General features: G+C 71.6%; 22 protein-coding genes and 3 tRNA genes. 5 read left to right on the top strand and 20 right to left on the bottom strand.

Annotated elements, in window-relative coordinates:
* The first annotated feature begins 40 nt into the window (after window positions 1–40).
* Window positions 41–958 carry an SMP-30/gluconolactonase/LRE family protein gene (locus tag MTF65_RS15780; RefSeq protein WP_374207241.1) on the top strand — a complete coding sequence of 306 codons (918 nt, stop codon included), beginning with the start codon at window positions 41–43 and terminating at the stop codon, window positions 956–958.
* A gap of 58 nt (window positions 959–1,016) precedes the next feature.
* On the opposite strand, the gene MTF65_RS15775 is transcribed toward MTF65_RS15780, so the two are convergent.
* The 3 genes from MTF65_RS15775 to MTF65_RS15765 all read right to left on the bottom strand — a co-directional run bounded on the left by MTF65_RS15775 (window position 1,017) and on the right by MTF65_RS15765 (window position 1,995).
* Entirely contained in the window at window positions 1,017–1,382 is a 366-nt protein-coding gene (locus tag MTF65_RS15775) for a PH domain-containing protein (RefSeq protein WP_243629322.1), read from the bottom strand.
* A 219-nt stretch (window positions 1,383–1,601) separates the two neighbouring features.
* Window positions 1,602–1,674 (bottom strand) — tRNA-Arg (locus tag MTF65_RS15770).
* Between the two features lie 230 nt (window positions 1,675–1,904).
* Window positions 1,905–1,995, bottom strand: a tRNA-Ser gene (locus tag MTF65_RS15765).
* Between the two features lie 214 nt (window positions 1,996–2,209).
* Between MTF65_RS15765 and MTF65_RS15760 the strand changes: the two genes are divergently transcribed.
* The 3 genes from MTF65_RS15760 (at window position 2,210) to MTF65_RS15750 (ending at window position 6,930) form a co-directional block, all read left to right on the top strand.
* Window positions 2,210–2,629 carry an SSI family serine proteinase inhibitor gene (locus MTF65_RS15760; RefSeq protein ID WP_243629321.1) on the top strand — a complete coding sequence of 140 codons (420 nt, stop codon included), beginning with the start codon at window positions 2,210–2,212 and terminating at the stop codon, window positions 2,627–2,629.
* A gap of 124 nt (window positions 2,630–2,753) precedes the next feature.
* Window positions 2,754–6,344, top strand: coding sequence for a PAS domain-containing protein (locus MTF65_RS15755; protein WP_243629320.1), 3,591 nt, complete (start codon window positions 2,754–2,756; stop codon window positions 6,342–6,344).
* Window positions 6,345–6,357: 13 nt separating this feature from the next.
* Entirely contained in the window at window positions 6,358–6,930 is a 573-nt protein-coding gene (locus tag MTF65_RS15750) for an antibiotic biosynthesis monooxygenase (protein ID WP_243629319.1), read from the top strand.
* A 7-nt stretch (window positions 6,931–6,937) separates the two neighbouring features.
* Here the strand turns inward: MTF65_RS15750 and MTF65_RS15745 are convergent, their stop codons facing one another.
* From MTF65_RS15745 to MTF65_RS15665, 17 genes are all read right to left on the bottom strand, one after another.
* Window positions 6,938–8,587 (bottom strand): long-chain fatty acid--CoA ligase, encoded by a 1,650-nt coding sequence (locus tag MTF65_RS15745; RefSeq protein ID WP_243629318.1) that lies wholly within the window; start codon window positions 8,585–8,587, stop codon window positions 6,938–6,940.
* Window positions 8,588–8,792: 205 nt separating this feature from the next.
* Window positions 8,793–9,326, bottom strand: coding sequence for a SigE family RNA polymerase sigma factor (locus MTF65_RS15740; protein WP_243629317.1), 534 nt, complete (start codon window positions 9,324–9,326; stop codon window positions 8,793–8,795).
* 145 nt (window positions 9,327–9,471) lie between these two features.
* Window positions 9,472–10,638 carry a lipid-transfer protein gene (locus MTF65_RS15735; protein ID WP_243629316.1) on the bottom strand — a complete coding sequence of 389 codons (1,167 nt, stop codon included), beginning with the start codon at window positions 10,636–10,638 and terminating at the stop codon, window positions 9,472–9,474.
* Entirely contained in the window at window positions 10,635–11,039 is a 405-nt protein-coding gene (locus MTF65_RS15730; RefSeq protein ID WP_243629315.1) for a MaoC family dehydratase, read from the bottom strand. Before MTF65_RS15730 ends, MTF65_RS15735 begins: the two co-directional genes overlap by 4 nt.
* Complete coding sequence (locus tag MTF65_RS15725) at window positions 11,036–12,091, bottom strand: acyl-CoA dehydrogenase family protein (protein ID WP_243629314.1); 1,056 nt, start codon at window positions 12,089–12,091, stop codon at window positions 11,036–11,038. The genes MTF65_RS15730 and MTF65_RS15725 overlap by 4 nt, the downstream gene beginning before the upstream one ends.
* Complete coding sequence (locus MTF65_RS15720; protein ID WP_243629313.1) at window positions 12,091–13,137, bottom strand: bifunctional MaoC family dehydratase N-terminal/OB-fold nucleic acid binding domain-containing protein; 1,047 nt, start codon at window positions 13,135–13,137, stop codon at window positions 12,091–12,093. The genes MTF65_RS15725 and MTF65_RS15720 overlap by 1 nt, the downstream gene beginning before the upstream one ends.
* The gene (locus tag MTF65_RS15715) at window positions 13,134–14,294 is read right to left on the bottom strand and encodes an acyl-CoA dehydrogenase family protein (protein WP_243629312.1); all 1,161 of its coding nucleotides are present in this window, start codon (window positions 14,292–14,294) and stop codon (window positions 13,134–13,136) included. Before MTF65_RS15715 ends, MTF65_RS15720 begins: the two co-directional genes overlap by 4 nt.
* 161 nt (window positions 14,295–14,455) lie before the next feature.
* The gene (locus MTF65_RS15710; protein ID WP_243629311.1) at window positions 14,456–14,767 is read right to left on the bottom strand and encodes a hypothetical protein; all 312 of its coding nucleotides are present in this window, start codon (window positions 14,765–14,767) and stop codon (window positions 14,456–14,458) included.
* Window positions 14,768–15,244: 477 nt separating this feature from the next.
* Window positions 15,245–15,634, bottom strand: coding sequence for a DUF6344 domain-containing protein (locus MTF65_RS15705; RefSeq protein WP_243629310.1), 390 nt, complete (start codon window positions 15,632–15,634; stop codon window positions 15,245–15,247).
* A 142-nt stretch (window positions 15,635–15,776) separates the two neighbouring features.
* Window positions 15,777–15,971, bottom strand: a complete 195-nt coding sequence (locus MTF65_RS15700) for an antitoxin (RefSeq protein ID WP_243629309.1) — start codon at window positions 15,969–15,971, stop codon at window positions 15,777–15,779.
* A gap of 131 nt (window positions 15,972–16,102) precedes the next feature.
* Complete coding sequence (locus MTF65_RS15695) at window positions 16,103–16,423, bottom strand: hypothetical protein (RefSeq protein ID WP_243629308.1); 321 nt, start codon at window positions 16,421–16,423, stop codon at window positions 16,103–16,105.
* Window positions 16,424–16,642: 219 nt separating this feature from the next.
* Window positions 16,643–16,729 (bottom strand) — tRNA-Ser (locus MTF65_RS15690).
* A 129-nt stretch (window positions 16,730–16,858) separates the two neighbouring features.
* Window positions 16,859–17,824, bottom strand: coding sequence for a serine protease (locus tag MTF65_RS15685; RefSeq protein WP_243629307.1), 966 nt, complete (start codon window positions 17,822–17,824; stop codon window positions 16,859–16,861).
* Between the two features lie 172 nt (window positions 17,825–17,996).
* A complete protein-coding gene (locus MTF65_RS15680; RefSeq protein WP_243629306.1) occupies window positions 17,997–19,049 on the bottom strand; it encodes a YeiH family protein in 1,053 nt (350 codons plus the stop codon).
* Entirely contained in the window at window positions 19,049–19,603 is a 555-nt protein-coding gene (locus MTF65_RS15675) for a cysteine dioxygenase family protein (protein ID WP_243629305.1), read from the bottom strand. Before MTF65_RS15675 ends, MTF65_RS15680 begins: the two co-directional genes overlap by 1 nt.
* 153 nt (window positions 19,604–19,756) lie before the next feature.
* Window positions 19,757–20,662 carry a LysR family transcriptional regulator gene (locus tag MTF65_RS15670; protein WP_243629304.1) on the bottom strand — a complete coding sequence of 302 codons (906 nt, stop codon included), beginning with the start codon at window positions 20,660–20,662 and terminating at the stop codon, window positions 19,757–19,759.
* A gap of 96 nt (window positions 20,663–20,758) precedes the next feature.
* Entirely contained in the window at window positions 20,759–22,354 is a 1,596-nt protein-coding gene (locus tag MTF65_RS15665; RefSeq protein ID WP_243629303.1) for a S1C family serine protease, read from the bottom strand.
* A 235-nt stretch (window positions 22,355–22,589) separates the two neighbouring features.
* Between MTF65_RS15665 and MTF65_RS15660 the strand changes: the two genes are divergently transcribed.
* Window positions 22,590–23,390 (top strand): glycerophosphodiester phosphodiesterase, encoded by an 801-nt coding sequence (locus MTF65_RS15660; RefSeq protein WP_243629302.1) that lies wholly within the window; start codon window positions 22,590–22,592, stop codon window positions 23,388–23,390.
* The last annotated feature ends 25 nt before the right edge of the window (window positions 23,391–23,415 follow it).

The raw sequence follows: 23,415 nt of genomic DNA, 5'->3' as shown, positions 1-23,415 counted from the left end.
TAGTTCGGACTATCAGCCATATGGGGGAACAGTGTCATCCATCGCCGACCCGAATCTGTACGAGATCCTGGACGACCGCTTCCGCACCGGCCGCTGCGCCAACGGCGACGCGCGGCTGGAGCGGCTCTACGACGACTGCCGCTGGGCGGAGGGCCCGCTGTACCTGCCGGCCTGGCGGCAGCTGGTGTGGAGCGACATCCCCAACGACCGGATGCTGCGCTGGGACGAGGCGACCGGCGCGGTCTCGGTCTTCCGCGCCGCCGCGGGTCACTCCAACGGCAACACCCTGGACCGCGAGGGCCGCCTGATCACCTGCGAGCAGGGCAACCGGCGCGTGACCCGCACCGAACCGGACGGCTCCCTCACCGTCGTCGCCGACCGGTACGAGGGCAAGCGGCTCAACAGCCCGAACGACGCGGTGGTGCGCTCCGACGGCTCGATCTGGTTCTCCGACCCGGACTTCGGCATCACCAACGACTACGAGGGCCGGCGCGCGCCGAGCGAGATCGGCGCCTGCAACCTCTACCGCGCCGACCCCGCGAGCGGCGAGGTCCGGCTCGTCGCGGACGGCTTCCTGGGCCCGAACGGCCTCGTCTTCTCGCCGGACGAGACCGAGCTGTACGCGTCGGACACCCGGGCGGGCCACATCCGCGCGTTCAAGGTCACCGACGACGGCCGCCTGACGGACGACCGCGTCTTCGCGGAGTGCCCCCGGCCGGACAACATCCGCTTCGACGACGAGGGCCGCCTGTGGGCGGCCGCGATCGAGTCCGGGGTCCACTGCTACGCACAGGACGGCACCCTGATCGGCCGCCTCCGCGTCCCGGAACCGGTCTCGAACATCACTTTCGGCGGCCCGAAGAACAACCGCCTCTTCATCACCGCCACCACGTCCCTCTACTCCCTGGTGATGTCGGTGACGGGCCTCCCGCGCGTGCTGGAGCGCCGCATCAGATGAGCCGTCGCCGCAGGCGAGTTGGTGGCTCGTAGATCTCCGGGCCAGGTCGCGGATGTGCCTACCGCGCGACGAATTGCGTGAGGATCGCCTGCACCTCGTAGATGTTGACTCCCTTGGTGAACGTCTTCTCGATCGGCGCAGCTGTGCCCGAGATCCAGATCTTGAGCTCGGCGTCGAGGTCGAAGTGACCGGCGGTCTCCACCGAGAAATGCGTGATGCTCCGGTACGGGACGGAGTGGTACTCCACCTTCTTCCCGGTGAGCCCCTGCTTGTCGATGAGCACCAGGCGCCGGTCCGTGAACAGGATCGTGTCGCGGATCAGCAGGTACGCGGCGTGCACCTGCTCCCCCTGACCGAGCAGCCGCGCGTAGTCCCGCTGCGCCGCCGCCGGATCGGTGGTGTGCGCGTTCCCGAACAGGCCCATGGGAGTCCCCCTTATATCCGTCCCGCACATCTGTCCGGGCATCCGCGCCGGACGATCTCCCGGAACCGTACCCAGGGCCCTCGGCACCCCGCGTCCCCCGGCAGACCGACTCAAACCCGGAGAATCCCCGGAGTCCGCCCTCCCCACAAGGGAGGAGCCGGGCAGGCCGGGCGGACAACGCAAGAGGCCCCCCGGTAAACCGGGGGGCCTCTTCGGCTGTGCACTCGGCAGGATTCGAACCTGCAACCTTCTGATCCGTAGTCAGATGCTCTATCCGTTAAGCTACGAGTGCTTGGGCTTCTCGGGGTTTTTCGCCCCGTTGGCCTTGCGAGAACAACAATACATGGACCTCGGCGGGACGCGAAATCCATTAGCCGAACCGCTGCTGACCTGCGGAAACGGGCCGGATGAAGATCATCCGGCGGGGGCCCGGGGCGGCGTCGGGGCGGGTTTGGACCTTCGAGTTCCGAAGCCGAAACGCACCGAAGCCCCGGTCCATGAGGACCGGGGCTCCGTAAGGTGCGGAGGCGGAGGGATTTGAACCCTCGATGGGGTGTAAGCCCCAAACCGCATTAGCAGTGCGGCGCCATAGACCGGACTAGGCGACGCCTCCAGCACACCCCCGCGTACGAGGGTGCGTGCAGATGATGACACAGGCCAGGGGCCGGTCACCAATCCGCTCCCACGGTACAAGGAGCGGAGGCCGCAGGGCAAAGCCTTAAGCCCACCTCCTATCCGGCGTCGGAGTACGCAACGCCGGAATACGCAACGTCGGGGCGGGCACGTCGTTGGTCAGGCGTACGACGTACGGACGACCTGGAGTGCCCATGCTGCGTCTCGCCGCCTTCGCCGTCACCTCCGCCCTGGCCGCCACGGCCGCCGGTCCACTGCCACCGCTGCCCCTGGGCCGACTGCTGGTCGGGCCCGACCGGCTCACCATCGCCGTCTCCGACACCGGCAACCGGCGGGCCGACGGCGAGTACCGGCTGGAGTGCGACCCCATCGGCGGGAACCACCCCGAGGCCGAGCAGGCCTGCGCCCGCCTCGACGAGTTCGCCAAGGCGGGCAAAGACCCCTTCGCCGCCGTCTCGGAGCGGCAGATGTGTTCGATGCAGGACGGCGGGCCGGCCACCGCCCGCGTCACCGGCACCTGGCAGGGGCACAAGGTGGACACCACGTTTCGGCGAACCAACGGTTGTGAGATCAGGCGTTGGAAGGATTTGGAACCTGTGCTTCCGCCCGCGTAGGCCTGACCAGCGATGATGTGGGAATGCCCGGTATCCACCCCGCATCCGCCACCCCACCACGGGACTGTGGCCTTAGACTCCTCCCGTGACATGCCGGTAGTTGTGGTCAGGGAGGAAGCTCGTCGTGAGCAGCAGGCCATCCCGAGGCGCTGCTCGCCTCGCAGCAATACTCGACGCTCTTCCGGACGCGCTGTTGCTCGTCAACGCCAACGGCACGGTCGTCAACGCGAATTCGATCGCCCTTGAGGTCATGGAGAGCCCCGGTACCGGGCTCGTCGGCCGCGGGGTGCTCGACCTCCTGCCCGAGTTCGACTCCAAGCTGATCCCCGGCTCCATGCGCCGACCCGGCGAGGACGAGGGCGGGCGCGCCAAACCGAAACGGATGATCGCGCGCCGCACCGACGGTTCCGAGTTCCCCGTCGAGGTCACCGCCGCCCATCTCGACGGACGCGACGCCTACCGCGAGCCCCAGCCCGGCTACACCGGCGACGAGCTGCTGATGCTCGTCGTGCGGGACCTCTCCGAGACCGTGGACACCGAGGCCGAGCTGGCCCGCTCGCAGCGCCAGACCGAGATGATCCTGCGGGCCGCCGCCGAGGGCGTCGTGGGCACGGACACGGACGGCCGGGTCGTCCTCGTCAATCCGGCCGCCGCGCAGATCCTCGGATACCGCGCCACCGACCTCGGGAACCGCGAGCTGCACGGGCTGATCGCCCACTCGCGCGCCGACGGCTCCCCGTTCCCGTTCGAGGAGTCCCCGCTCGCCGACACCCTGCGCAGCGGCCGCAAGCACCGGGTCCGCAGCCAGGTGCTGTGGAACAAGTCCGGGCAGCCGGTCGCCGTCGATCTGACGACCTCGCCCGTACGGGACGGCGAGCTGCTCGTCGGCGCGGTGATGACCTTCACCGACCGACGCCCCTACGACGCCCTCGCCGCGCGGCACGCCCAGCTGCTGGCCGTGCTCGGCGAGTCACTGCGCGGTCCGCTGGACGAGCTGCGCGGGGAACTGGCGACGCTGGCCGCCGACGACGCCGGCCAGCTGTGGCCGGAGGCCAACCAGCTGCTGCACCACCTGGCCGCCGGGTACTCACGGATGACCGCGCTGGTGGACAACGTGCTCGGCTTCCAGCGGCTGGACGCGGGCACCGACAAGCTCGCGAAGAAGAAGGTCCTGATCAACCGGGTGGTCGCGGCCGGTGTGGACGGTGCGGTCGAACTGATCGGGCCTGGGCGGGCGCAGTTCGCCATCCACGCGCCGACCATCGAGGCCGAGGTGGACGCGGAGCGGATCTCGACCGCGCTGGCGCACCTGGTCGCGGATGTGGCGGGCGTGGACGCCACCGGCAAGACGCCCCAGGGCAGCGGGTACATGGACTCCACGATCGTGGTGGCCGCCGCGCAGCGCGGTGATGTCGTACGGATCGAGGTGCGCGGGCCGTACGAGGGCGGGAGCCCGGTGCACGAGCCGATCGTGCGGGGGATCGTGGCCGCGCATGGCGGGGTGCTCCAGACCGTGGAGGTTCCGGGCGCTCCGGGCGGGGCGTACGTGCTGGAGCTGCCGCTGGGGGCGGGGGCCGGGGCGGTGACCCTGCCGGAGCCGGCGGAGGAGCCGGAGAGCGACGAGGACAGTGGGAGCGGCGCCAAGGCCGTCCCGGCCGGGGGCGACGCCGCCGCGGCGGGTCCCGCCGGCCGGCGCGCCCGCCGCGGCGTGGACGCCTTCCTGGAGGACGAGGCCGCAGCGGCCGAAGCAGCCGGAGCCAACGGACTCGCCGGGGGACCTGGGGGTGCCGGAGCTCCCGGATTTGCCGGGGCACCCGGAGCTCCCGGGGTCGCCGGAGCCAATGGCAGGGCAGGAGCTCGCGGAGCTGCCGGAGCCCCCGGGCTCGCCGGAGCCCCCGGGGTTGCAGGAGCCCCCGGATTTGTCGGAACTCCCGGAGCCGCCGGACCAGGAACTGGCGGAGTACCCGGGGGTGTCGGGGCTCCCGGGGCGCCCGGAGCTGGTGGGGCGCCCGTGAAGGGCTCCGGGGGGCGCGAGGGTGGGGGCGCGTTGGCGCTGCCGTCCGGGCGGCGGCGGGGCGGCGAGGTCGGTGCCCCCGACGCGGGGCCGGAGCTCGCGCAGTCCCCGGTGAACCCGGCGGGCCTCGGTACCGGGCGCCGTCGCGGCCGGGACGGTGACGGCAGTGGTGAGGGCGGTCAGGGCGGCCCCGGCCGGCCCGTGCCCCCGCAGGGCACCGCCATGCCCGCGCTGCCGCCGGTTCCGGTGCCCCCGATCCCGGTGACGGAGCATCCCGCCGCGCGCCGCCGGGCACTGGGACCGGCCGGTCCGGTGCCGGCGACCGGGCTCCCCGCTCCGGCTCCCGCGCGGCCGATCGCCCCCGAGGGCGGCTTCGCGCTGCCCGCCGGGCCGACCCCGGCCGCCGCGCCGACGCCATCGGCCCCGCAGGCCCCGCCGGCTCCGGCCCCCGCCATGGCCGGTTCGGCCCCCTCTCCCGTCACGGCCGACTCCGAGGCCGAGGCTCCGGGCGGGCGGCGTGCCCGCCGGACTCTGGGCGCGCCCGCCGCGCAGCCCGAGGCCCCCGACGCACAGGCCGCCGAGGCGTCGCAGAACGGGGGGCAGGTGCCCCCGACCGGGCGGCGCCGTGCGCTGCCCGCCACTCCCGCATGGCCCGTACCGGCTGCGCGGACCTCCGAGGACGACGAGGCCGCCGGGCCGGTCTCCGTACCCGGTGCCCGCCGGCCGCAGGACACCCCGGTCGAGTCGGGGCAGCCGATCAGCGTGCGCGCGCTCGGCACGCTGGGCCAGGGCATCTCGGTCGACGCCTCCGGCTCCGGCCGGCGGCGCCGGCTCTCCGAGCCCGCGCCCGAGGGCCGGGCCTTCGCCATAGGGGCCCCCGAGGCGGGCTCCGCCGAGGGGCCCGAGCCGCTGGACGGCCCCGGTGGAGCCGTCGAGGTGGTCAACCGGCCCGTGCCGCTGCCCGTGGACGACGAGCTGCCTCCGGAGCCGCTGGACAACCCGCGCCGGCTCCTGGTGTGGCCCGCGCCCGATGTACAGACGCAGCAGGCGCTCAGCGACCGCGGCTACCGACCGGTGATCGTCCACTCCCGCGAGGAGGTGGACGCGCAGATCGCCGCGTTTCCCGCCGCGCTGTTCGTGGACCCGCTGACGGGGCCGATCACCCGGACCGCTCTGCAGTCCCTGCGCCAGGCCGCGGTGGCCGCCGAGGTGCCCGTACTGGTCACCGCCGGGCTGGGGCATGCCACGCGGGAAGCGGCGTACGGAGCCGATCCGGCCGTCCTCCTCAAGGCGCTCGCGCCTCGCGACAGCGAGCAGCACCCCTCCCGGGTGCTGCTGATCGAGGAGCACGACGAGATCGCGACCGCGCTGACCGCCGCCCTGGAGCGGCGCGGCCTCCAGGTCGCCCGGGCGGGAGCCGACACCGACGCCGTGGAGCTGGCGACCCGGATGCGGCCCAACCTCGTGGTCATGGACCTGATGCAGGTCCGCCGCCGCCGGGCCGGGATCGTGGACTGGCTGCGCGCCAACGGGCAGTTGAACCGCACTCCGCTGGTCGTCTACACGACCGCCGGGATCGACACCGCGGAACTGCCGCGGCTGGCCTCCGGCGAGAGCGTGCTGTTCCTCGCCGAGCGGGCCACCACCGCCGATGTCCAGGGCCGCATCGTGGACCTGCTGGCCAAGATCGGGACCAACTAGCCATCCTGGCCGCATGGCCATCATCGACATGCCCGAACACACCGTCCCCGCCGACAACGGCGAGGTGAACCTCCTCATCGCCCGCCAGGTGGAGCCGGGCCACGAGGAGACGTTCGAGGCGTGGGCCCACGGGATCCTGGAGACGGCCGCGACCTTTCCGGACCACCTCGGGTACGGGCTGTTCCGCCCGGCGGCGGAGGGCGGCCCCTGGTTCCTGGTTCACCGCTTCCGCGACCAGGCGGCCTTTCAGCGGTGGCAGGACTCCTCCGAGCGGGCGCAGTGGTTCTCTAACTGCCTCGGCCACCACCACACCGAGATAGCCCGGCGGGAACTGCACGGCATGGAGACCTGGTTCGCCAGACCGGGTACGACCCGGCCCGCGCCGCCTCGGTGGAAGATGGCGGTCAGCTCGGGGCTGGCCATCTTCCCGATCTCACTCGCGGGCAACGCGGTGCTCGGGCCGTACCTGGTGGATGTGCACTCCGTCCTGCGGACGGCCGCCTTCGCCATCGTCTTCAGCACCCTGATGACCTACCTGGCGATGCCGGCCGTCAGCAGGCTGCTGCGCCCCTGGCTGACGAAGTGAGCCGGGGCTAGTCCAGCGTGGTGACGTCCAGCTCGCCGTCCGCGTACTGCCTGCGGATCACCTTCTTGTCGAACTTGCCGACGCTGGTCTTCGGCACGGCCTCGATGACCGTCCAGCGCTCGGGCAGCTGCCACTTGGCGATCGACTGGGCGAGGAACGCCCGCAGCCCCGTGTAGTCCGCGGTCGCGCCCTCCTTGAGGACGACGGTGGCCAGCGGGCGCTCGCCCCACTTGTCGTCGGGCACGGCGACGACCGCCGCCTCGGCGATCTCGGGGTGCGCCATGAGCGCGTTCTCCAGCTCGACACTGGAGATCCACTCGCCGCCCGACTTGATGACGTCCTTGGCCCGGTCGGTCAGGGTCAGGAAGCCGTCGTGGCTGATCACGCCGACGTCGCCGGTCTTGAGCCAGCCGTCCGCGCTGAACTTGTCCTCCGGGCGGAAGGGTTCGCCGGACGCGCCGCCGTAGTAGGCGCCCGCGATCCAGGTGCCGCGTACTTCGAGCTCACCCGCCGACTCCCCGTCCCAGGGCAGGAAGTCGCCGCCGGGGCCGACCAGGCGCGCTTCCACGCCCGCCGGGAAGCGGCCCTGGGTGACCCGGTACGGCCACTCCTCCTCGCCGCTCAGACCGGCTGGCGGGTGCGCCATCGTGCCCAGGGGCGAGGTCTCGGTCATGCCCCAGGCGTGGCAGAGGCGGACGCCGAGCTTGTCGTAGGCCTCCATCAGGGAGGGCGGGCAGGCCGCTCCGCCGATGGTGACCTGCTTCATCGAGGTCAGATCGCGCGGGTTGGCGGTGATCTCGGCCAGCAGGCCCTGCCAGATGGTGGGGACGGCCGCGGCGTACGTGGGCTTCTCCCGCTCGATCATCTCGGCGAGCGGGGCGGGCTGCAGGAAGCGGTCCGGCATCAGCAGGTTGATGCCGGTCATGAAGGTGGCGTGCGGCAGGCCCCAGGCGTTCACGTGGAACTGCGGAACGACGACGAGGGCGGTGTCCTTGTCGGTCAGCCCCATCGACTGGGCCATGTTGACCTGCATGGAGTGCAGGTAGATCGAGCGGTGCGAGTAGACAACGCCCTTGGGGTCCCCGGTGGTGCCGGAGGTGTAGCACATGGCGGCGGCCTGGCGCTCGTCCAGCTCGGGCCAGGCGTAGGTGTTGGGGCGACCCGCGAGGAGCTCCTCGTACTCGTGCACGCGCACGTCGAGGCCTTCGAGCACGGAGCGGTCGCCGATGCCCGCGACCACGACGTGCTCGATGGTGGGCAGGTGCGGCAGCAGCGGTGCGAGCAGCGGCAGCAGGGTGCCGTTGACGAGCACGACCCGGTCCGCGGCGTGGTTGACGATGAAGACCAACTGCTCAGGGGGCAGCCGGAGGTTGAGGGTGTGGAGTACCGCGCCCATCGAGGGGATCGCGAAGTACGCCTCGACGTGCTCGGCGTTGTTCCACATGAGCGTGGCAACTCGGTCGTCCTGCTGGACGCCGAGCTCATCGCGCAGTGCGTTGGCTAGGCGGGTGGCGCGGGTACCGATCTCGGCAAAGCTGCGGCGGTGCGGCTCAGCCTCCCCGGTCCAGGTCGTGACCTGGGACTTTCCGTGGATCGTCATCCCGTGTTGGAGTATGCGGGTGACGAGGAGCGGTACGTCCTGCATGGTGCTCAGCAAAGCGTCCTCCCGGTGGGCGCTGCGGCGCTGCGACGGCTACGGTGCTTGCCGATTCTGCGCACGTACCGGTCGGCATGTCACTACCCGAGGGTAGAAAGACGTCGAGTATTCGCAGCGTAAGTCCACCGACGGGGTGTTTCACGTGAAACGCCGGACTGTTTCACGTGAAACACGGCGCGCTTGTTTCACGTGGAACATCGCCCGATCAGCGGACCGGGGTGAGTTCCGGGTCCTCGCGGAGCTTGACGAGCGCGCGGGAGACGGCGCTCTTGACCGTGCCGACCGAGACCCCGAGCAGCTCGGCGGTCTGCACCTCGGTCAGGTCCTCGTAGTAGCGCAGGACGACCATGGCCCGCTGCCGGTCGGGAAGCCGGGTGACCGCGCGCCACATCGCGTCGCGCAGTGCCTGCGCCTCGGCGGGGTCGGTGGCCGGCGCCTCCTCGATCTCCGGGAGCTCGTCGCAGGCGAACTCGTCCACCTTGCGCTTGCGCCACTGGGAGGTGCGGGTGTTGACCAGTGCCCGCCGGACATAGCCGTCCAGGGCCCGATGGTCCTCGATCCGGTCCCAGGCGACGTACGTCTTCGCGAGGGCTGTCTGGAGCAGGTCCTCGGCGTCACACGGGTTGGCGGTGAGCGAGCGTGCGGTGCGCATCAGGACGGTGCCGCGGGTCCGTACGTACGCCGAGAACGACGGGTACGGCGTCGGGTTCGAGGCGAGCGTGCACACAGGCGTGGTCATGCCTCCACGCTATGAGCGCGCTCCGGTTCTGGGATCGGCCGCAGGTGCCGAAGCGGGATCCGTCTCAGGTTGTAGAGGTGGGGCGTGCCCCACCTCCTGAAGGTGGAGGAGGCGGGGCGTCGCACTCCGGGTCCGCCGCCGGCGGTCAGCCGTCCGCGCCGAGTATCAGTCCGGAGGTCGGCACCCCGGTGCCGGCCGTGACCAGGGCGTGCGCCGCGCCCTCGACCTGGTTGACGGAGCTGCCGCGCAGCTGGCGGACGGCCTCGGCGATGCCGTTCATTCCGTGCAGGTAGGCCTCCCCGAGCTGGCCGCCGTGCGTGTTGATCGGCAACGCGTCGGCGGCCACGAAGTCGGCGGCCTCCCCGGGCGCGCAGAAGCCGAACTCCTCCAGCTGCATCAGCACGAACGGCGTGAAGTGGTCGTAGAGGATGCCGACGTCGATGTCCGACGGCCGCAGCCCGCTGGTCCGCCACAGCTGGCGGGCGACCACGTCCATCTCCGGCAGCCCGGTCAGATCGTCGCGATAGAAGGAGGTCATCCCCTCCTGGCGGCGGCCGGCGCCCTGGGCGGCCGCTGTGATCACGGCGGGTGTGTGCCGCAGGTCCCTGGCCCGTTCGGTGCTGGTGACGATGACGGCCTGCCCACCGTCCGTCTCCTGGCAGCAGTCGAGGAGCCGCAGCGGCTCGACGATCCACCGCGAGGCCGCGTGGTCGGCAAGGGTGATGGGCTTGCCGTGGAAGTACGCGGCGGGGTTGTTGGCGGCGTGCCGGCGGTCCGTGACCGCGACGTGCCCGAAGGCCTCGGGCGTCAGGTTGTAGGTGTGCAGATAGCGCTGGGCGGTCATGGCCACCCAGGAGGCCGGGGTGAGCAGGCCCCAGGGCAGCGACCAGCCGAGCGCCGCGCCCTCCGCGGACGGCTCGCGCTGCTGTACGCCCGAGCCGAAGCGGCGGCCGGAGCGCTCGTTGAAGGCCCGGTAGCAGACCACGACCTCCGCGACCCCGGTCGCGACGGCGAGGGCGGCCTGCTGGACGGTGGCGCAGGCCGCGCCGCCGCCGTAGTGGATGCGGGAGAAGAAGGAGAGGTCCCCGATGCCGGCCGCCTGGGCCACGGTGATCTCGGGGCTGGTGTCCATCGTGAAGGTGACCATGCCGTCGACGTCGGCGGGGGTGAGCCCGGCGTCGTCGAGCGCGGCGTGGACGGCCTCGACGGCGAGCTTGAGCTCGCTACGGCCGGAGTCCTTGGAGAACTCCGTCGCCCCGATGCCGGCGATGGCGGCGCGGCCGCCCAGCTCGTCGCGGTGGCGCACGCTCATGCCACGCCCTCCTCGGCGCCGAGGGGGACGGCGACGGTGACGGTTCCGGTGACGTGGCGGCCGATGCCGTTGGCGCCGACCACGCGGATCTCGGCGGTGTCCCCGGCCAGGGCGGTGACGGTGCCGGTCAAGGTCATGGTGTCGCCGGGGTAATTGGGGGCGCCGAGGCGGATGGCCACCTTGCGCAGCACGGCGTGCGGACCGAGATGGTCGGTGATGTACCGGCCGACCAGGCCGTTGGTGGTCAGGATGTTCATGAAGATGTCCGGGGAGCCTTTCGCCCGTGCGAGCTCGGCGTCGTGGTGCACGTCCTGGTAGTCGCGGGAGGCGATCGCGCCCGCGACGATCAGGGTGCGGGTGACCGGGATCTCCAGCGGCGGCAGTGTGTCGCCGACGTTCATGCGGCGTCCTCCTCGGGTGCGTCCGGCACGTCGGCGGTGATGAGGGCGCCCAGTTCGGACAGCAGCTCGCTGCCGCAGCCCAGGTACGCGTCCAGCTGGCGCCCCCACAGGAAATGGCGGTGTACGGGGTGGTCCAGATCCGCGCCCGTCCCGCCGTGCAGGTGCTGGCCCGTGTGCACCACCCGCTTCCCCGCCTCGGAGGCCCACCAGGCCGCCGTCAGCGCGTGCTCGCCCGCCGGAAGCCCCTCATCGATGCGCCAGGCGGCCTCGTAGGCGGTGACCCGGATCGCCTCGGTGTCCATGTACGCGTCGGCCGCGCGCAGCATGACCCCCTGGTTCGTGGACAGCGGCCGCCCGAACTGCTCGCGGGTGGAGGTGTACTCGACGGCGCGGGCCAGCGAGCCCGCGCAGACCCCCGCCTGGAGGCCGGCGAATGCCGTCCGGGCGGCGGCGAGGACCTGGTCGTAGGCGTCCTCGGCGCCGAGGCGCTCCGCCTCCGCCCCGGTCAGGGTCAGCCGGCCCGCCGACCACGGGGCCGTGGTCTCCACCGGTTCGGTGCCCACGCCGGGCGCGTCCGTCCGTACGAGCCACAGCACCCGGTCCGCGTCCGGGACCAGTACGTGCGTGGCGTCGCGCAGCCATGGCACGGCGGGCGCGGTTCCGGTGAGCCGCCCGTCCGGCGAGGCGGTGATACGGCCTCGGGCCGGGAAGGCGCCGGTGGCCACCGCCTCGCCCGTCCCGAGGGCGGGCAGCAGCCGGGCCCGCTGCTCGGGGCTGCCGTGCCGGGCGACGGGCAGGGTCCCGTACACGCAGGTGGCGGCGTACGGGACCTGCGCGGTGGTGCGGCCCTGCTCCTCCAGCAGCAGGACCAGGCCGAGCAGGCCGATGTCCTCGACGGCGGCGGTCAGGCCGGCAGCGGTCAGGGTCTTCCAGAGCTCGGTGTCGCTGCCGGTGCCGGTGGCGGCGAGGCGGTCGTGGGTGGCGAGGTCGCCGAAGATCCGGGCGGCGAGGCCTGCCGCGGCGGCCTGCTCCTCGGTGGGGTGAAAGTCCATCAGCCGTCGCTCCCCCGGAAGACGGGCAGTTCCAGCTCTTCGTCCACGCGGAGGAACTCCAGCCGGACGGGCATTCCGATGCGGACCTTGTCGTACGGGACACCGGTGATGTTGCTGATCATGCGGACGCCCTCCGCGAGTTCGACGAGCGCGACCGCGTAAGGGCCCCCGGGGCCCCCCGCGTCAGCGGGATGATCATGCGCGGTGAAGGCCGGGAAGGTCGGGTGATGCATGACGACGTACGAGAACACCGCGCCGGTTCCGGTCGCCTCGACGGTGTCCCAGTCGGGGGAGGCGCAGGCGTTGCAGCCGGGGAGCCAGGGGAAGCGGAGGGTCCCGCATGCGGTGCAGCGCTGGATCAGCAGCCTGTGATCCCGGACTCCGTCCCAGAATCCCTGGTTGTCGCGGTTGATCACGGGGCGCGGGCGCCGGGGCGGGCGCTGGGGGTGCTTCCCCCGGGTCTGTGGCGGTGTCTGGCCTTCCGGCGTGGGCTTCGGCGCGGGCGTGGGCTTTGGCCGCGGCGTGGGCTTCGGCGGCGGGGCGTACTTGAGGATCCGGAAACGGTGGGTCCCGGCGAGCTCTCCGTTCGCGTGGACGTCCATCCGGGTCGTCACGAAGTGGCCGGCGCCCAGCGTGGTCGTCTTGCGGGGTGACACGGACTCGATGACGGCGTCGAAGGTGACCGCGTCACCGGGGCGCAGCGGCCGCACGTACTCCTGCTCGCAGTCGGTGGCGACCACGGAGGTGCAGCCTGCCCCGTCGAGGAGTGCGAAGAGCTCGTCCTGGGCGGAGGAACGGCCGGTGTGGCCGGAGAGCCCGCCCATCGTCCACGCCTGGAGCATGGTGGGCGGCGCGATGGCGTCCGGGCCGGTGTAGGCGGGGTTGGCGTCGCCCATCGCCTCGCACCAGTGGCGGATCATCGGATCGTTGACCGGGTCCTTGGCCCGGCCCCCGGTGACGGCGGCCCGCCCCTCGAAGGCCTTGAGCAGCTCGTGGAACCGGGCCGCCTCATCGGCTCCGTCCGGCTCGTCCGCCGTGGCGGTCATCGCTTCCTCCCCTTCATGCCGAGCCGCATCATGGCGACGATCTCCCGTTGGACCTCGCTGACCCCGCCACCGAAGGTGTTGATCTGGGCGGCCCGGTTCATCCGCTCCAGCTCACCGCCCGCGAAGGCCGCCGGCCCCCGTACGAGTGCCTCCTCGCCCACCACCTCCTGGCACATCCGGTACACCTCGACGGTGGATTCGGTGCCGAGGAACTTCACGCCGCTGGCGTCGCCCGGGGCGAGGGTGCCGGCGCCCACGTCCTGGACGAGGCGCCAGTTGAGCAGGCGTACGGCGGCCAGCCGCGCGTGTGCCTCGGCGAGCCGGGACCGCACCCAGGGGCGGTCGGCCGGGCGGTCTCCGGTCACCGGGTCGGGGGTACGGGCGTGGCCGAGTGCGCGCCGGAAGAAGTCCTCGGCCTGCATGCCGATGGCGGCGAGGGCCACGCGCTCGTGGTTGAGCTGGTTGGTGATCAGTCCCCACCCGCCGTGCTCGGGTCCGACGAGGTTGCCGGCCGGCACGCGGATGGAGTCGTAGTACGTCGCCGTGGTGGTGAGCCCGCCGACCGTGTCGATCGGGGTCCAGGCGAACCCGGGGGTGTCGGTGGGCACCAGGATGATGGAGATCCCCTTGTGTTTGGGGGCCTCCGGATCAGTGCGGCAGGCGAGCCAGATCCAGTCCGCGTTCTGGGCGTTCGAGGTGAAGATCTTCTGCCCGTCGACCACCCAGTCCCCGTCGGCGCCGCCGTCGCGGACGGCCCGGGTACGGAGGGAGGCGAGGTCGGTGCCGGCTTCGGGCTCGGAGTAGCCGATGGCGAAGACGAGCTCCCCCTTCAGAATCCGGGGCAGGAAGTACTCCTTCTGCTCCCGCGTCCCGTACTTCATCAAAGTCGGGCCGACGGTGTTGAGGGTGACCATGGAGACGGGCGCCCCGGCCCGGTAGGCCTCGTCGAAGAACACGAACTGCTCGCCGGGGCCGCAGCCTTGGCCTCCGTACTCGACGGGCCAGCCGAGGCCGAGCAGTCCGTCGGCGCCGATGCGGCGCAGCAGCGCGCGCTGGGCGGCGGGGTCTTCGGGCACCCCGTCCGGCAGCAGGTTCTGGAAGTACTCCCGCAGTTCGGCGCGGAGCCGCAACTGGCCTTGGGTCGGGGCGAGGTGCACGGCGCTGGCCTCCCGGCATCACATCAACGAGTGAACCTGACTGTCCGTCAGATTCCTGGTCGATGTCAAGGTCGGGAACGCGCGAGGGCGCCTGCGCTACCGGACCCCAGCCGGTCCGGTCGCACAGGCGCCCTCAGTGGTCAGCGCCGCTCAGGGGCGGTCTACCACCACGGGTGGAAGTCCACCGCGACGTCGGAGTTGGACTGGTCGATCGCCGTGAAGGCCGAGCCGTTGACCTGCGCGGTGTTGTTCTGGTTCGACGCGCCGGAGCCCGTGGCGACCTGCTGAGAGGTGGAGGAGTTGCCGTGGTTGTTTCCGCCCACGCCGCTGCCGATGACGCTGGCAACGCTCGCATTCGATCCGTCGTTCGCGAAAGAGCCGTTGTCTGCCGAGGCCACCCCGCCGAAGAGTGCGACAGCGAGGGGGAGCGCGGCGACGGCGGCGATGACGCGGGCGGTACGGATGCTTGCCATGTTCTTTGTCCTCCATGAAACCGAAGTGGGTTCTCTTCCAAGGCAGTTGGCCGACCGCCTCGGTCGTTCCGTGTGGTGACGACGTCGCGAGATCAGAATTGCCCACCGAATCCCCGGCGAACCACCCGAGAGGCTGCGATTCCCCCGCAAGCATGAGCAACATCGGATAAACCTCATTCGCGCCCCCTACGCCCCAGGTCAGCGCCCTGGACTCAGGTGAAACCGGGGCCTCGCAGGGGATGAACGTTCCGCCAAAACACCGCACCCCGGACATGCCGAAAAGGCCGCGCCGTTCGGGAACCCCGCCATTTCCCGAGCTTGCGGCCCTGCGATACCAAGCTGCGCGCCCCTTGCGCGCCCCCGGCGCCCGCCGGGGCGATCACGCTGTACCCCGCTCCGGGGCACGGCACGGCGCGATCCTCGGTCGTGACCGACCGGGCTCCAGCGCCTGCTCTTCCGTACTGCGTACTGCGTGGGCTACGCGGCGAGCCGCATCTGATCCCGGCTGGTCCCGGTGGCCGGGGCGGCACCGACAGGTACTCCGGCAGGCATGGGGGCGGGAGCGGTTCCGCCGGCGAGGGCGGCGGCGGTCGTCGAGCGGCGGACGGACGGGGCCTTGCCGTGCGCCTCGGCGCGGATGCGCTGCTTGATGGTCGGCGGGAGCGAACCGCCCCGCATCATCGCCCGCCAGGTCCGCCGGGCCACCACCGCCACCGGCCGGCGCACGGCAGCGGCCGCGGGAGCCGGGGAAGCGGAAGCAGCGGCGGCGATCGGGGCCGGCTTCCCGGCGAGTCCGAGGGCGGCGAGGAGCGCCACGAGCGCGCCGAGAACGGCGGTCCAGACCGACGTGATGCTGCGGTGCGCCATGGCGGGGTGCCTCACTTCTCAATAAGCCGACAGACGATGTTCCGACGGGCGGATCTGCATACATTCGTCATGATGCGTCCGCAACCGCACCGTCCCCACCACGCGCGCCGATCTTCCGACAAACACCACTCGTAAGGCCCAGTCACGACTGGGGCGGCTCTTCCTGCGGTCGGTCGGATCCCAACTGCTCCTTGAGCTTGTCCTGGGCAGTGTCGACCTGACTGCTGTACTTGCCCTGGGTCTTCTCGTCGACGAAGTCTCCAGCCTTGTCGATGCCCTGTCCGGCCTGCGCCTCGTGGCCCTTCAGCATCTGCTTGAGCTTGTCCACCACAGACATCGCGGCTCCTTCCGTTGTTTTCCCCTCCCTTCCAGGATCGCGGCCCGCCACGGAGGCCGCATCTCGATGGCCGCATCCCACGACGAAGGGGTGCCCCTCGATCGGGACACCCCTTCCGATGAGGCGTGGGCCTACAGGTCCCACTCCACTCGCAGCACCGTGTCGTTGTACTCCGCCGGCTCCTCAAGCTTCGCGCCGGCCTTCAGAATGCGCACGCCCTTGCCGATCAGCTTCGCGTCGCTGTCCGTCAGGTTCACCCAGGACGAGACGTTCTTGGACATGCTGCCGCCGTCGGGCATGGGCAGCTGACTGAGGTCGACGTTGTAGCCGGCTCCGATCCCGTAGCCCGTGCCCTGACGGTTGTAGTGCCGGTACAGGCCCAGGGTCTTGGGCGGACAGTCCGCACCGTCAGGGAGGATTTGGACTACGCCGCCGGGCAGGTTAGCGCTCATGGCTCTCTCCGTTCATCAGCTCCGCCACCTTCCGGCGGGGCTTGTGCCGCCAACGTTCCACACGGAGGAGGCACGAACGGGCTCCCACAGGGCTTGATCGTTTCTGCAATGGACATGACCACCCGCACAGCCGAACCGCCCGCTCAGCGACAGCCCACGGCAAAGGGGCGCCCCTGTTGCGGGACGCCCCTTCTGACCTGCACATACTCTGACCTGCTGCGGTGGGTGTGGGATTTGAACCCACGGTGACATCGCTGCCACGACGGTTTTCAAGACCGTTCCCTTAGGCCGCTCGGGCAACCCACCCTGCGCCGCCTCACCTGGTGCGGAGCGGCTACAGCCTACCGGCTGGGTGATCCCTGTGGGGCCCACCGGCGTGAGGATCGGCGCCCGCCTGCCGGTACGCGTGCCGACAGGCGGTGCGGAGCGGCCGGGTCAGGAATTCTGGGCCTTGTCGTAGGCCGCCTTCGCCTCGTTGCCGAAGTACGGGCCGTACATCCGGTTGGGCAGGAAGGTGTAGCCGAAGCTGTTCACCGAGACCTGGGTGCCCAGGCCGGTGGCCTCGTTGAAGTCCTGGAACCAGGGGCCGCCGCTGGAGCCGCCGGTCATGTTGCAGCCCAGGCTGTGGTCCTTGGTCAGCAGGAAGTCCTTGCCGGTGTTCCCGCTGCAGTAGACGAGCTTGGTGCCGTCGTAGGGTGCTGCCGCGGGGAAGCCGAAGGAGTACATCTTCTTGTTGTAGCCGCCGTTGAACAGGACGCCCTGGGCGCCGACGGCCTGGCTGAGCGTCTGGCCGTTCAGCGGGGCGACGACGGCCAGGCCGACGTCCATGTTCATGTCCTCGCTGGCCGCCCACTGGTCGGTCGCGAAGGTCTTGGTGGCCGACCACTGGCCGTAGGGCGCGTTGCCGTTGTTGTACGCCGGGACGAAGACCCAGTTGGTGTGCCAGGCGCCCTGGTACTTCACGCAGTGGCCGGCGGTGATCACCGTGCTGCCGTTGGCGCTGGTGATGGAGTCGCCGGAGCAGGAGGCGGTCCGGTCTCCCATCGTGAAGAAGACCCGGCCGGAGGTCTTCACGACCGCGCCGCCGCCCGTCCACGCGCCGCCCGCCTGCGGGAAGGCCGTGGGGGAGGCGGTGGGGGAGACCGGTGCCGTCGGGGCGATGGCGGTCGGCCGGTCCGAGGCGGTGACCGCCGTACGGCCGGCGCCCGGGGCGGCCGTCACATCGAGCGGCGTGGCGTTGCGCATGCGCTCGGCAGTCCAGAAGCCGCGGGTGTGCTGCTGCTTGAACGAGGCCGACGCGTCCGCGGGAGCCGCCGCCGAGGGGGTGGCCGCCGTCAGCGCGCCCGCGATCAGGGCGCCCGCCGCCAAGAGGACCGATGCTGCCGTGCGATGACGATTCACGCATGACTCCTTCTGCCGTGCCCGGTCCGGTCGGTCCTGGGCAGGGTGGGGGTGAAGAGCTGTCGGTGCGGATCGGGTGCAGGGTCGCATGGGCGGGGCGAGATGTCAGTGCACAGTCAGAACGTTCGGTCGGTTCCGGCCAGGAATTGGCCAACTCCCTTCCCTGTGTGCCTCATACAGTGAGCAGCACCCCGGCGTACGAAACCCCGGCCACCACCACCCACGCCCCGAGGCCCAGCACCGCGGCCCGCCCTCCCGTCCGGGCCAGCGTCGGTAGATGGACGGCGCTGCCGAGACCGAACAGGGCCGCCGCCAGCAGTGCCTCCTGTGCCGTGTGCGCCCACTCCAGGGCCGCATCGGGCAGCACTCCGGTGGCCCGCAGCGCGGCCGCCGCCAGGAACCCGGCCACGAACAGTGGCACCGGCGCCGGCCTGCGACCCGAAGCGGTGCGCACCCCGCGCCGCCGGGCCCGTACGGCGAAGGCCACGGCCGCCACCAGCGGGGCCAGCAGCGCCACCCGCATCAGCTTGACCAGTACCGCCTCCCCCAGCGCCCCCGGGCCCGCGGTCTGGGCGGTGGCCACCACCTGGCCGACGTCGTGGACGCTCGCACCCACCCAGCGCCCGAAGGCCGGGTCGGAGAGCCCCAACGGTCCCTGGAGCAGCGGGAGCACCGCGATGGCCAGGGTTCCGCACAGGGTCACCAGCGCCACCGAGGACGCCACGTCCTCCTCGTCGCTGCCGGACACCTCGCTCACCGCGCCGATCGCCGAGGCCCCGCAGATCGAATACCCGGTGGCGATCAACAGCGGCTGGTCTCCCGGCAGCCCGAGCCGGCGGCCCAGCCACAGAGTGCCGAAGAAGGTGGCCGCCACGACGCCGACGACCATCGCCACCGTGGCCCAGCCCAGCCGGAGCACCTGGTCCAGGCCCAGGCCGAGTCCCAGCAGGACGATGCCGATCCGCATCAGCCGCCGTCCCGCCAGGGAGAGCCCGGGCCGGGCCGTCCCGCGTACGAAGGTCCGTATGCCCGGGAGGTGAGCCACCGCGATGCCCAGGACGACCGACGCGGTCAGCATCGGCACTGCCGGGACCAGCCAGTGAACACTCAACGCCACCAGGGCGCCCGCCGCGGCCAGCGCCAACCCCGGCCAAGAAGCGGGTGTTTCACGTGAAACACCGCTCGCCCGCACCGTCTGGTGGGTGGGGCGGTTCAGCAGGGCCATCAGTCGGCGGGGAGCGTGTAGACGCGGCGGACGCTGCTGCCGAGGCGGGAGACGTCGGCGCCGTAGACGTGCAGGGAAATCGCCGTCGTACGACAGGAGTTGCGCACCTTGTGGATATCGCCGGGCGGGGCGAAGCCGCAGACGTCACCAGGGCCGTTGACCACCTCCTCGGTCGCCACCAGCCGGGCGAGGGCGGATCCCGTGGCGGGGGCCAGCCGGTAGCGGAGCTCGCTCTCCTGACCCTCGTGCACCCCGGCCACACACCACGAGACGTGGTCGTGGATGGCGGTCTCCTGACCGGGCAGCCACACCAGCGCCACCACCGAGAAGCTGCCGTCCGCCTCCGCGTGCAGAACGTGCTGCCGGTACCGGTCGGTGTGCCCCACGCGCTGCTCCGGAGTGAGCAGATCGGGCGTGCCCAGGTGCGGGGCCACGCGCTCGCCGACCAGGTAGGCGGTCAGGTCGGGGGCGAGGCCCCGGTCCACGACCGTGCGGATCTCACTGACGAGGGCGGCCATCCTCGCGGTGGTGCGGGCCTGGGTGGTGGTCGTCATAAGGGCAGCGTCGGGCAGAGCATCCATCACGTCCAACGACAGTTCCGACGTGAAATCCCAAGTACCGCTTATGGATGGGGTCTCGGGAGATCGCCGAGGTCGCCAGCCCTCAGCCGCCCTCAGCCGCGCGCCCTCAGTAGCCGTCAGCAGCCCTCAGCAGCCGATCCGGTTCGACGCCACCCGTTTCAGTTCGTTCAGCACCACGGCCGTCGCCGGGATCCGCAGATGGTCGCGGTAGACGTACGCGGCGATGTGGCGGCGCGCGGCCGGCTGGAGCGGGCGCCCGCAGACCCGGCTCAGGGAGAGCGAGGGCAGCACCAGCGCGGGCATCATGGCCACGCCGAGGCCCTGTGCGACCAGGCTCTGCACCACCAGATTGTCGTCGGTGGCGAACCGGATGTCGGGAACGAAGCCCAGCTCGGCGCACTCGTGCAGCAGGTTCGCCCGGCAGCGCGGGCAGCCCGCTATCCACCGTTCCTCGGCGAGGTCGGCCAGGTGCACGGCCCGGCGCCGGGCGAGCTGATGGCCGGTCGGCAGCAGTACCGTCAGCTGGTCCTCCAGCAGCCTGACCTCGGCGACCTCGTCCGGGATCTCCTCGTGCAACCCCGGGTAGGTGAAGGCCAGGGTGATGTCACACTCCCCGCGTTCCAGCCGCCTCAGGGACTCCGGCGGCTCCCCCTCCAGCAGCTCGACCTGCACGCCCGGGTGGTCCTTGGCGAGGCCGCTGAGCGCCTCGGGGACGAGGGTGACGTTGGCGCTGGGAAATCCGCAGAGCCGGACCCGTCCGGTGCGCAGTCGTGCGTACGCCTTCAGTTGGGCCTCGGCGGCGGAGAGGCTGCCGAGGATCGACTCGGCGTGCCGGGCCAGGGACTCGCCCGCCTCGGTGAGTTGCATCTTGCGGCCCACGCGGGTGAACAGCGGGGTGCCGACGGCGCGTTCGAGCGCCTTCATCTGCTGGGTGATCGCGGGCTGGGTGTACCCCAGGACGCGGGCGGCCGCCGAGTAGGACCCGGAGACGACCACCTCGTGGAACGTCCGTATATGCCGCGAATCGAACACAGCTGAAGCATAAGCGGACGTTGGGAGGGGCCGTAGGCGGAATCCCGCCCACGGCCCCTCACCATCAAGCCACCGATCCCGGCCCGTCGCCGGTTTCTACTTGTCGCCGACGCGCGAGCCGAGCGTGATGTCGACCGTGGTCGTCTTGCCGTCGCGCACGTAGGTCAGCTTCACGACGTCGCCCGGCTTGTGCGTCCAGATCTCGCTGATCAGGCTGGGTCCGCTGTCGATCTGCTTGCCGCCGAACTGGATGATGAGGTCGCCGGGCTTCAGACCCGCCTTGCCGGCCGGGCCGTTCGGGTCGACGAGCTCGGCGGCGGAGGCCCCGTTCTCGGAGATCTTGGCGCCCTCCGCCTTGGACTGGATGTCCACGGAGACCGAGATCACCGGGTAGACGGGCTTGCCCGTCTTGATCAGTGACTCGGCGACGTTCTTCGCCTGGTTGATCGGGATGGCGAAGCCGAGGCCGATGGAGCCGGTCTGGCCGCCGCCGAATCCTCCGTTGCCCGCGGACTGGATCGCGGAGTTGATGCCGATGACCGCGCCGCGGCCGTCGAGCAGCGGGCCACCGGAGTTGCCCGGGTTGATCGAGGCGTCCGTCTGGAGCGCGCTCATGTACGAGTTCTTGCTGCCGGAGCCGTCACCGGAGGCCACCGGGCGGTTCTTGGCGCTGACGATGCCGGTCGTGACCGTGTTGGAGAGGCCGAACGGCGCGCCGATCGCGATGGTCGGGTCGCCGACCGCGACCTTGTCGGAGTCGCCGAGCGGCAGCGGCTTGAGGCCGGCCGGCGGGGTCTTCAGCTTGAGCACGGCCACGTCGTAGCCCTGGGCGCGGCCGATCACCTCGGCGTCGTACTTCTTGCCGTCGGAGAAGGTCGCGGACAGCTTGCCGCCGTTCGCGGCGGAGGCCACCACGTGGTTGTTGGTGAGGATGTGGCCCTGCTGGTCGTAGACGAACCCGGTGCCGGTGCCGCCCTCGCCGTCGCCCGCCGAGGCCTCGATGGTGACGACGCTGGGAAGCGCGCCGGCGGCCAGGCCCGCGATGGAGCCGGCTTCCCGCTTGAGGTCCTTGGGGGTGTTCCCGGCGGTGATCGTGGTGGAGCCGCTGCCCTTGTCGCTGCGCTCGGCGGCCCAGTAGCCGACACCGCCGCCGATACCGCCGGCGAGGAGGGCCGCCACGAGCACGGCCGCGATCAGGCCGCCCCGGCCCTTCTTCGGCTTGGGCGCGGGCTGGCCGTCGGCGGCCAGGTGCGCGCCCCACACGCCGTGGCCGCCGCCACCGTACGCCGGGACCGCGGGCGGGGGCGGGGGCGGAGGCCAGCCCGCCGCGCCGTGCGCGGCCGGGGCGGGGCCCGCAGGGTGCGGAGCGGGAGCCTGACCGTAGGCCGGGGCCGCCGGCGGCGCGGGCTGCGGAGCCGGGGTCGGGGCCGGCTCGGGAGCCGGGGTCTGCGGGAGCTGCTGGGTGGGCTCGGTCCCGGGCGCGGGCGTCGGCGGGAGCTGCTGGGTCACAGGCTCGGCGGCGGCAGGCGCGTGCGCCTCAGTGGGCGCGGGTGCGGGCGCCTGGTCGGCCGCCGGGGCGGGCGCCTCCGGGGCAGGCGCCCGGTCGGCGTGGGGAGCGGCCACCGGCACAGGGGGTGCGGACGGGGCCGCGGGGGGCGTAGGGGCCGCGGTGCCCTCGTTCTCGGTGCTCACAGCGCTCTCTCCTCGTCACACGCAACACACACAGCTTCTGCAACTATCTGGCGGTATCGGTCCGACTGAACGTTCGACATGCCGCACAAGTTCCCGGGTAAAGCCTTTCCCATGACCCGTCAGAGCACTGTAAGCCGGACCTGTGCGTCTCCCCCCATCCTTTCTCCCCGGCATTTCGGACGCATCCCCAGGGTTCCCCCCGACGCGGGGCACCCCTCGGTGGCACCATGACCCAGTGACCCACGCAACGCCGAGCCGCATCCAGGTCGTCGCCCACCGCGGCGCCTCGGAGGACGCCCCCGAGCACACCCTCGCCGCCTATCGCAAGGCCATCGAGGACGGCGCCGACGGGCTCGAATGCGATGTCCGGCTCACGGCCGACGGCCACTTGGTCCTGGTCCACGACCGCCGGGTGAACCGCACCTCCAATGGCCGCGGCGCCGTGTCGGCCCTGGAGCTGGCCGACCTCGCCGCGCTCGACTTCGGCTCCTGGAAGGACCGCGAGGAGTCCCCCGACTGGGACGCGGACCCCGCGCTCACCTCCGTGCTCACCCTGGAGCGGCTGCTGGAGCTGGTCTCCGACGCCGGCCGCCCGGTGTCGCTCGCGATCGAGACGAAGCACCCCACCCGCTGGGCCGGGCAGGTGGAGGAGCGGCTCCTCTTCCTCCTCAAGCGCTTCGGACTGGACACTCCGCCCGCCGACGGTCCGCACCCGGTCCGGGTCATGAGTTTCTCCGCGCGCTCCCTGCACCGGGTGCGGGCGGCCGCCCCGACGGTGCCGACCGTGTACCTGATGCAGTTCATCACGCCCCGGATGCGGGACGGGCGTCTGCCGGCCGGCGTGACGATCGCCGGACCCGGGATACGGATCGTGCGCAACCACCCCGGCTACATCCGCAAGCTCCAGGTCACGGGCCACTCCGTGCACGTATGGACCGTAAATGAGCCGGAAGACGTTCAGCTCTGCGCCGATCTGGGCGTGGAAGCGATCATCACGAACAGACCTCGACAGGTTCTGTCACAGCTGGGACGCTGACTTCCCGGTTCGCACACCCGCCACC

The organism is Streptomyces sp. APSN-46.1, assembly GCF_022815725.1.
Taxonomy (GTDB): Bacteria; Actinomycetota; Actinomycetes; order Streptomycetales; family Streptomycetaceae; genus Streptomyces.
The sequence above is the reverse complement of the archived record's forward strand: the minus strand, read 5'-3'. Positions and strand labels throughout refer to the sequence as shown.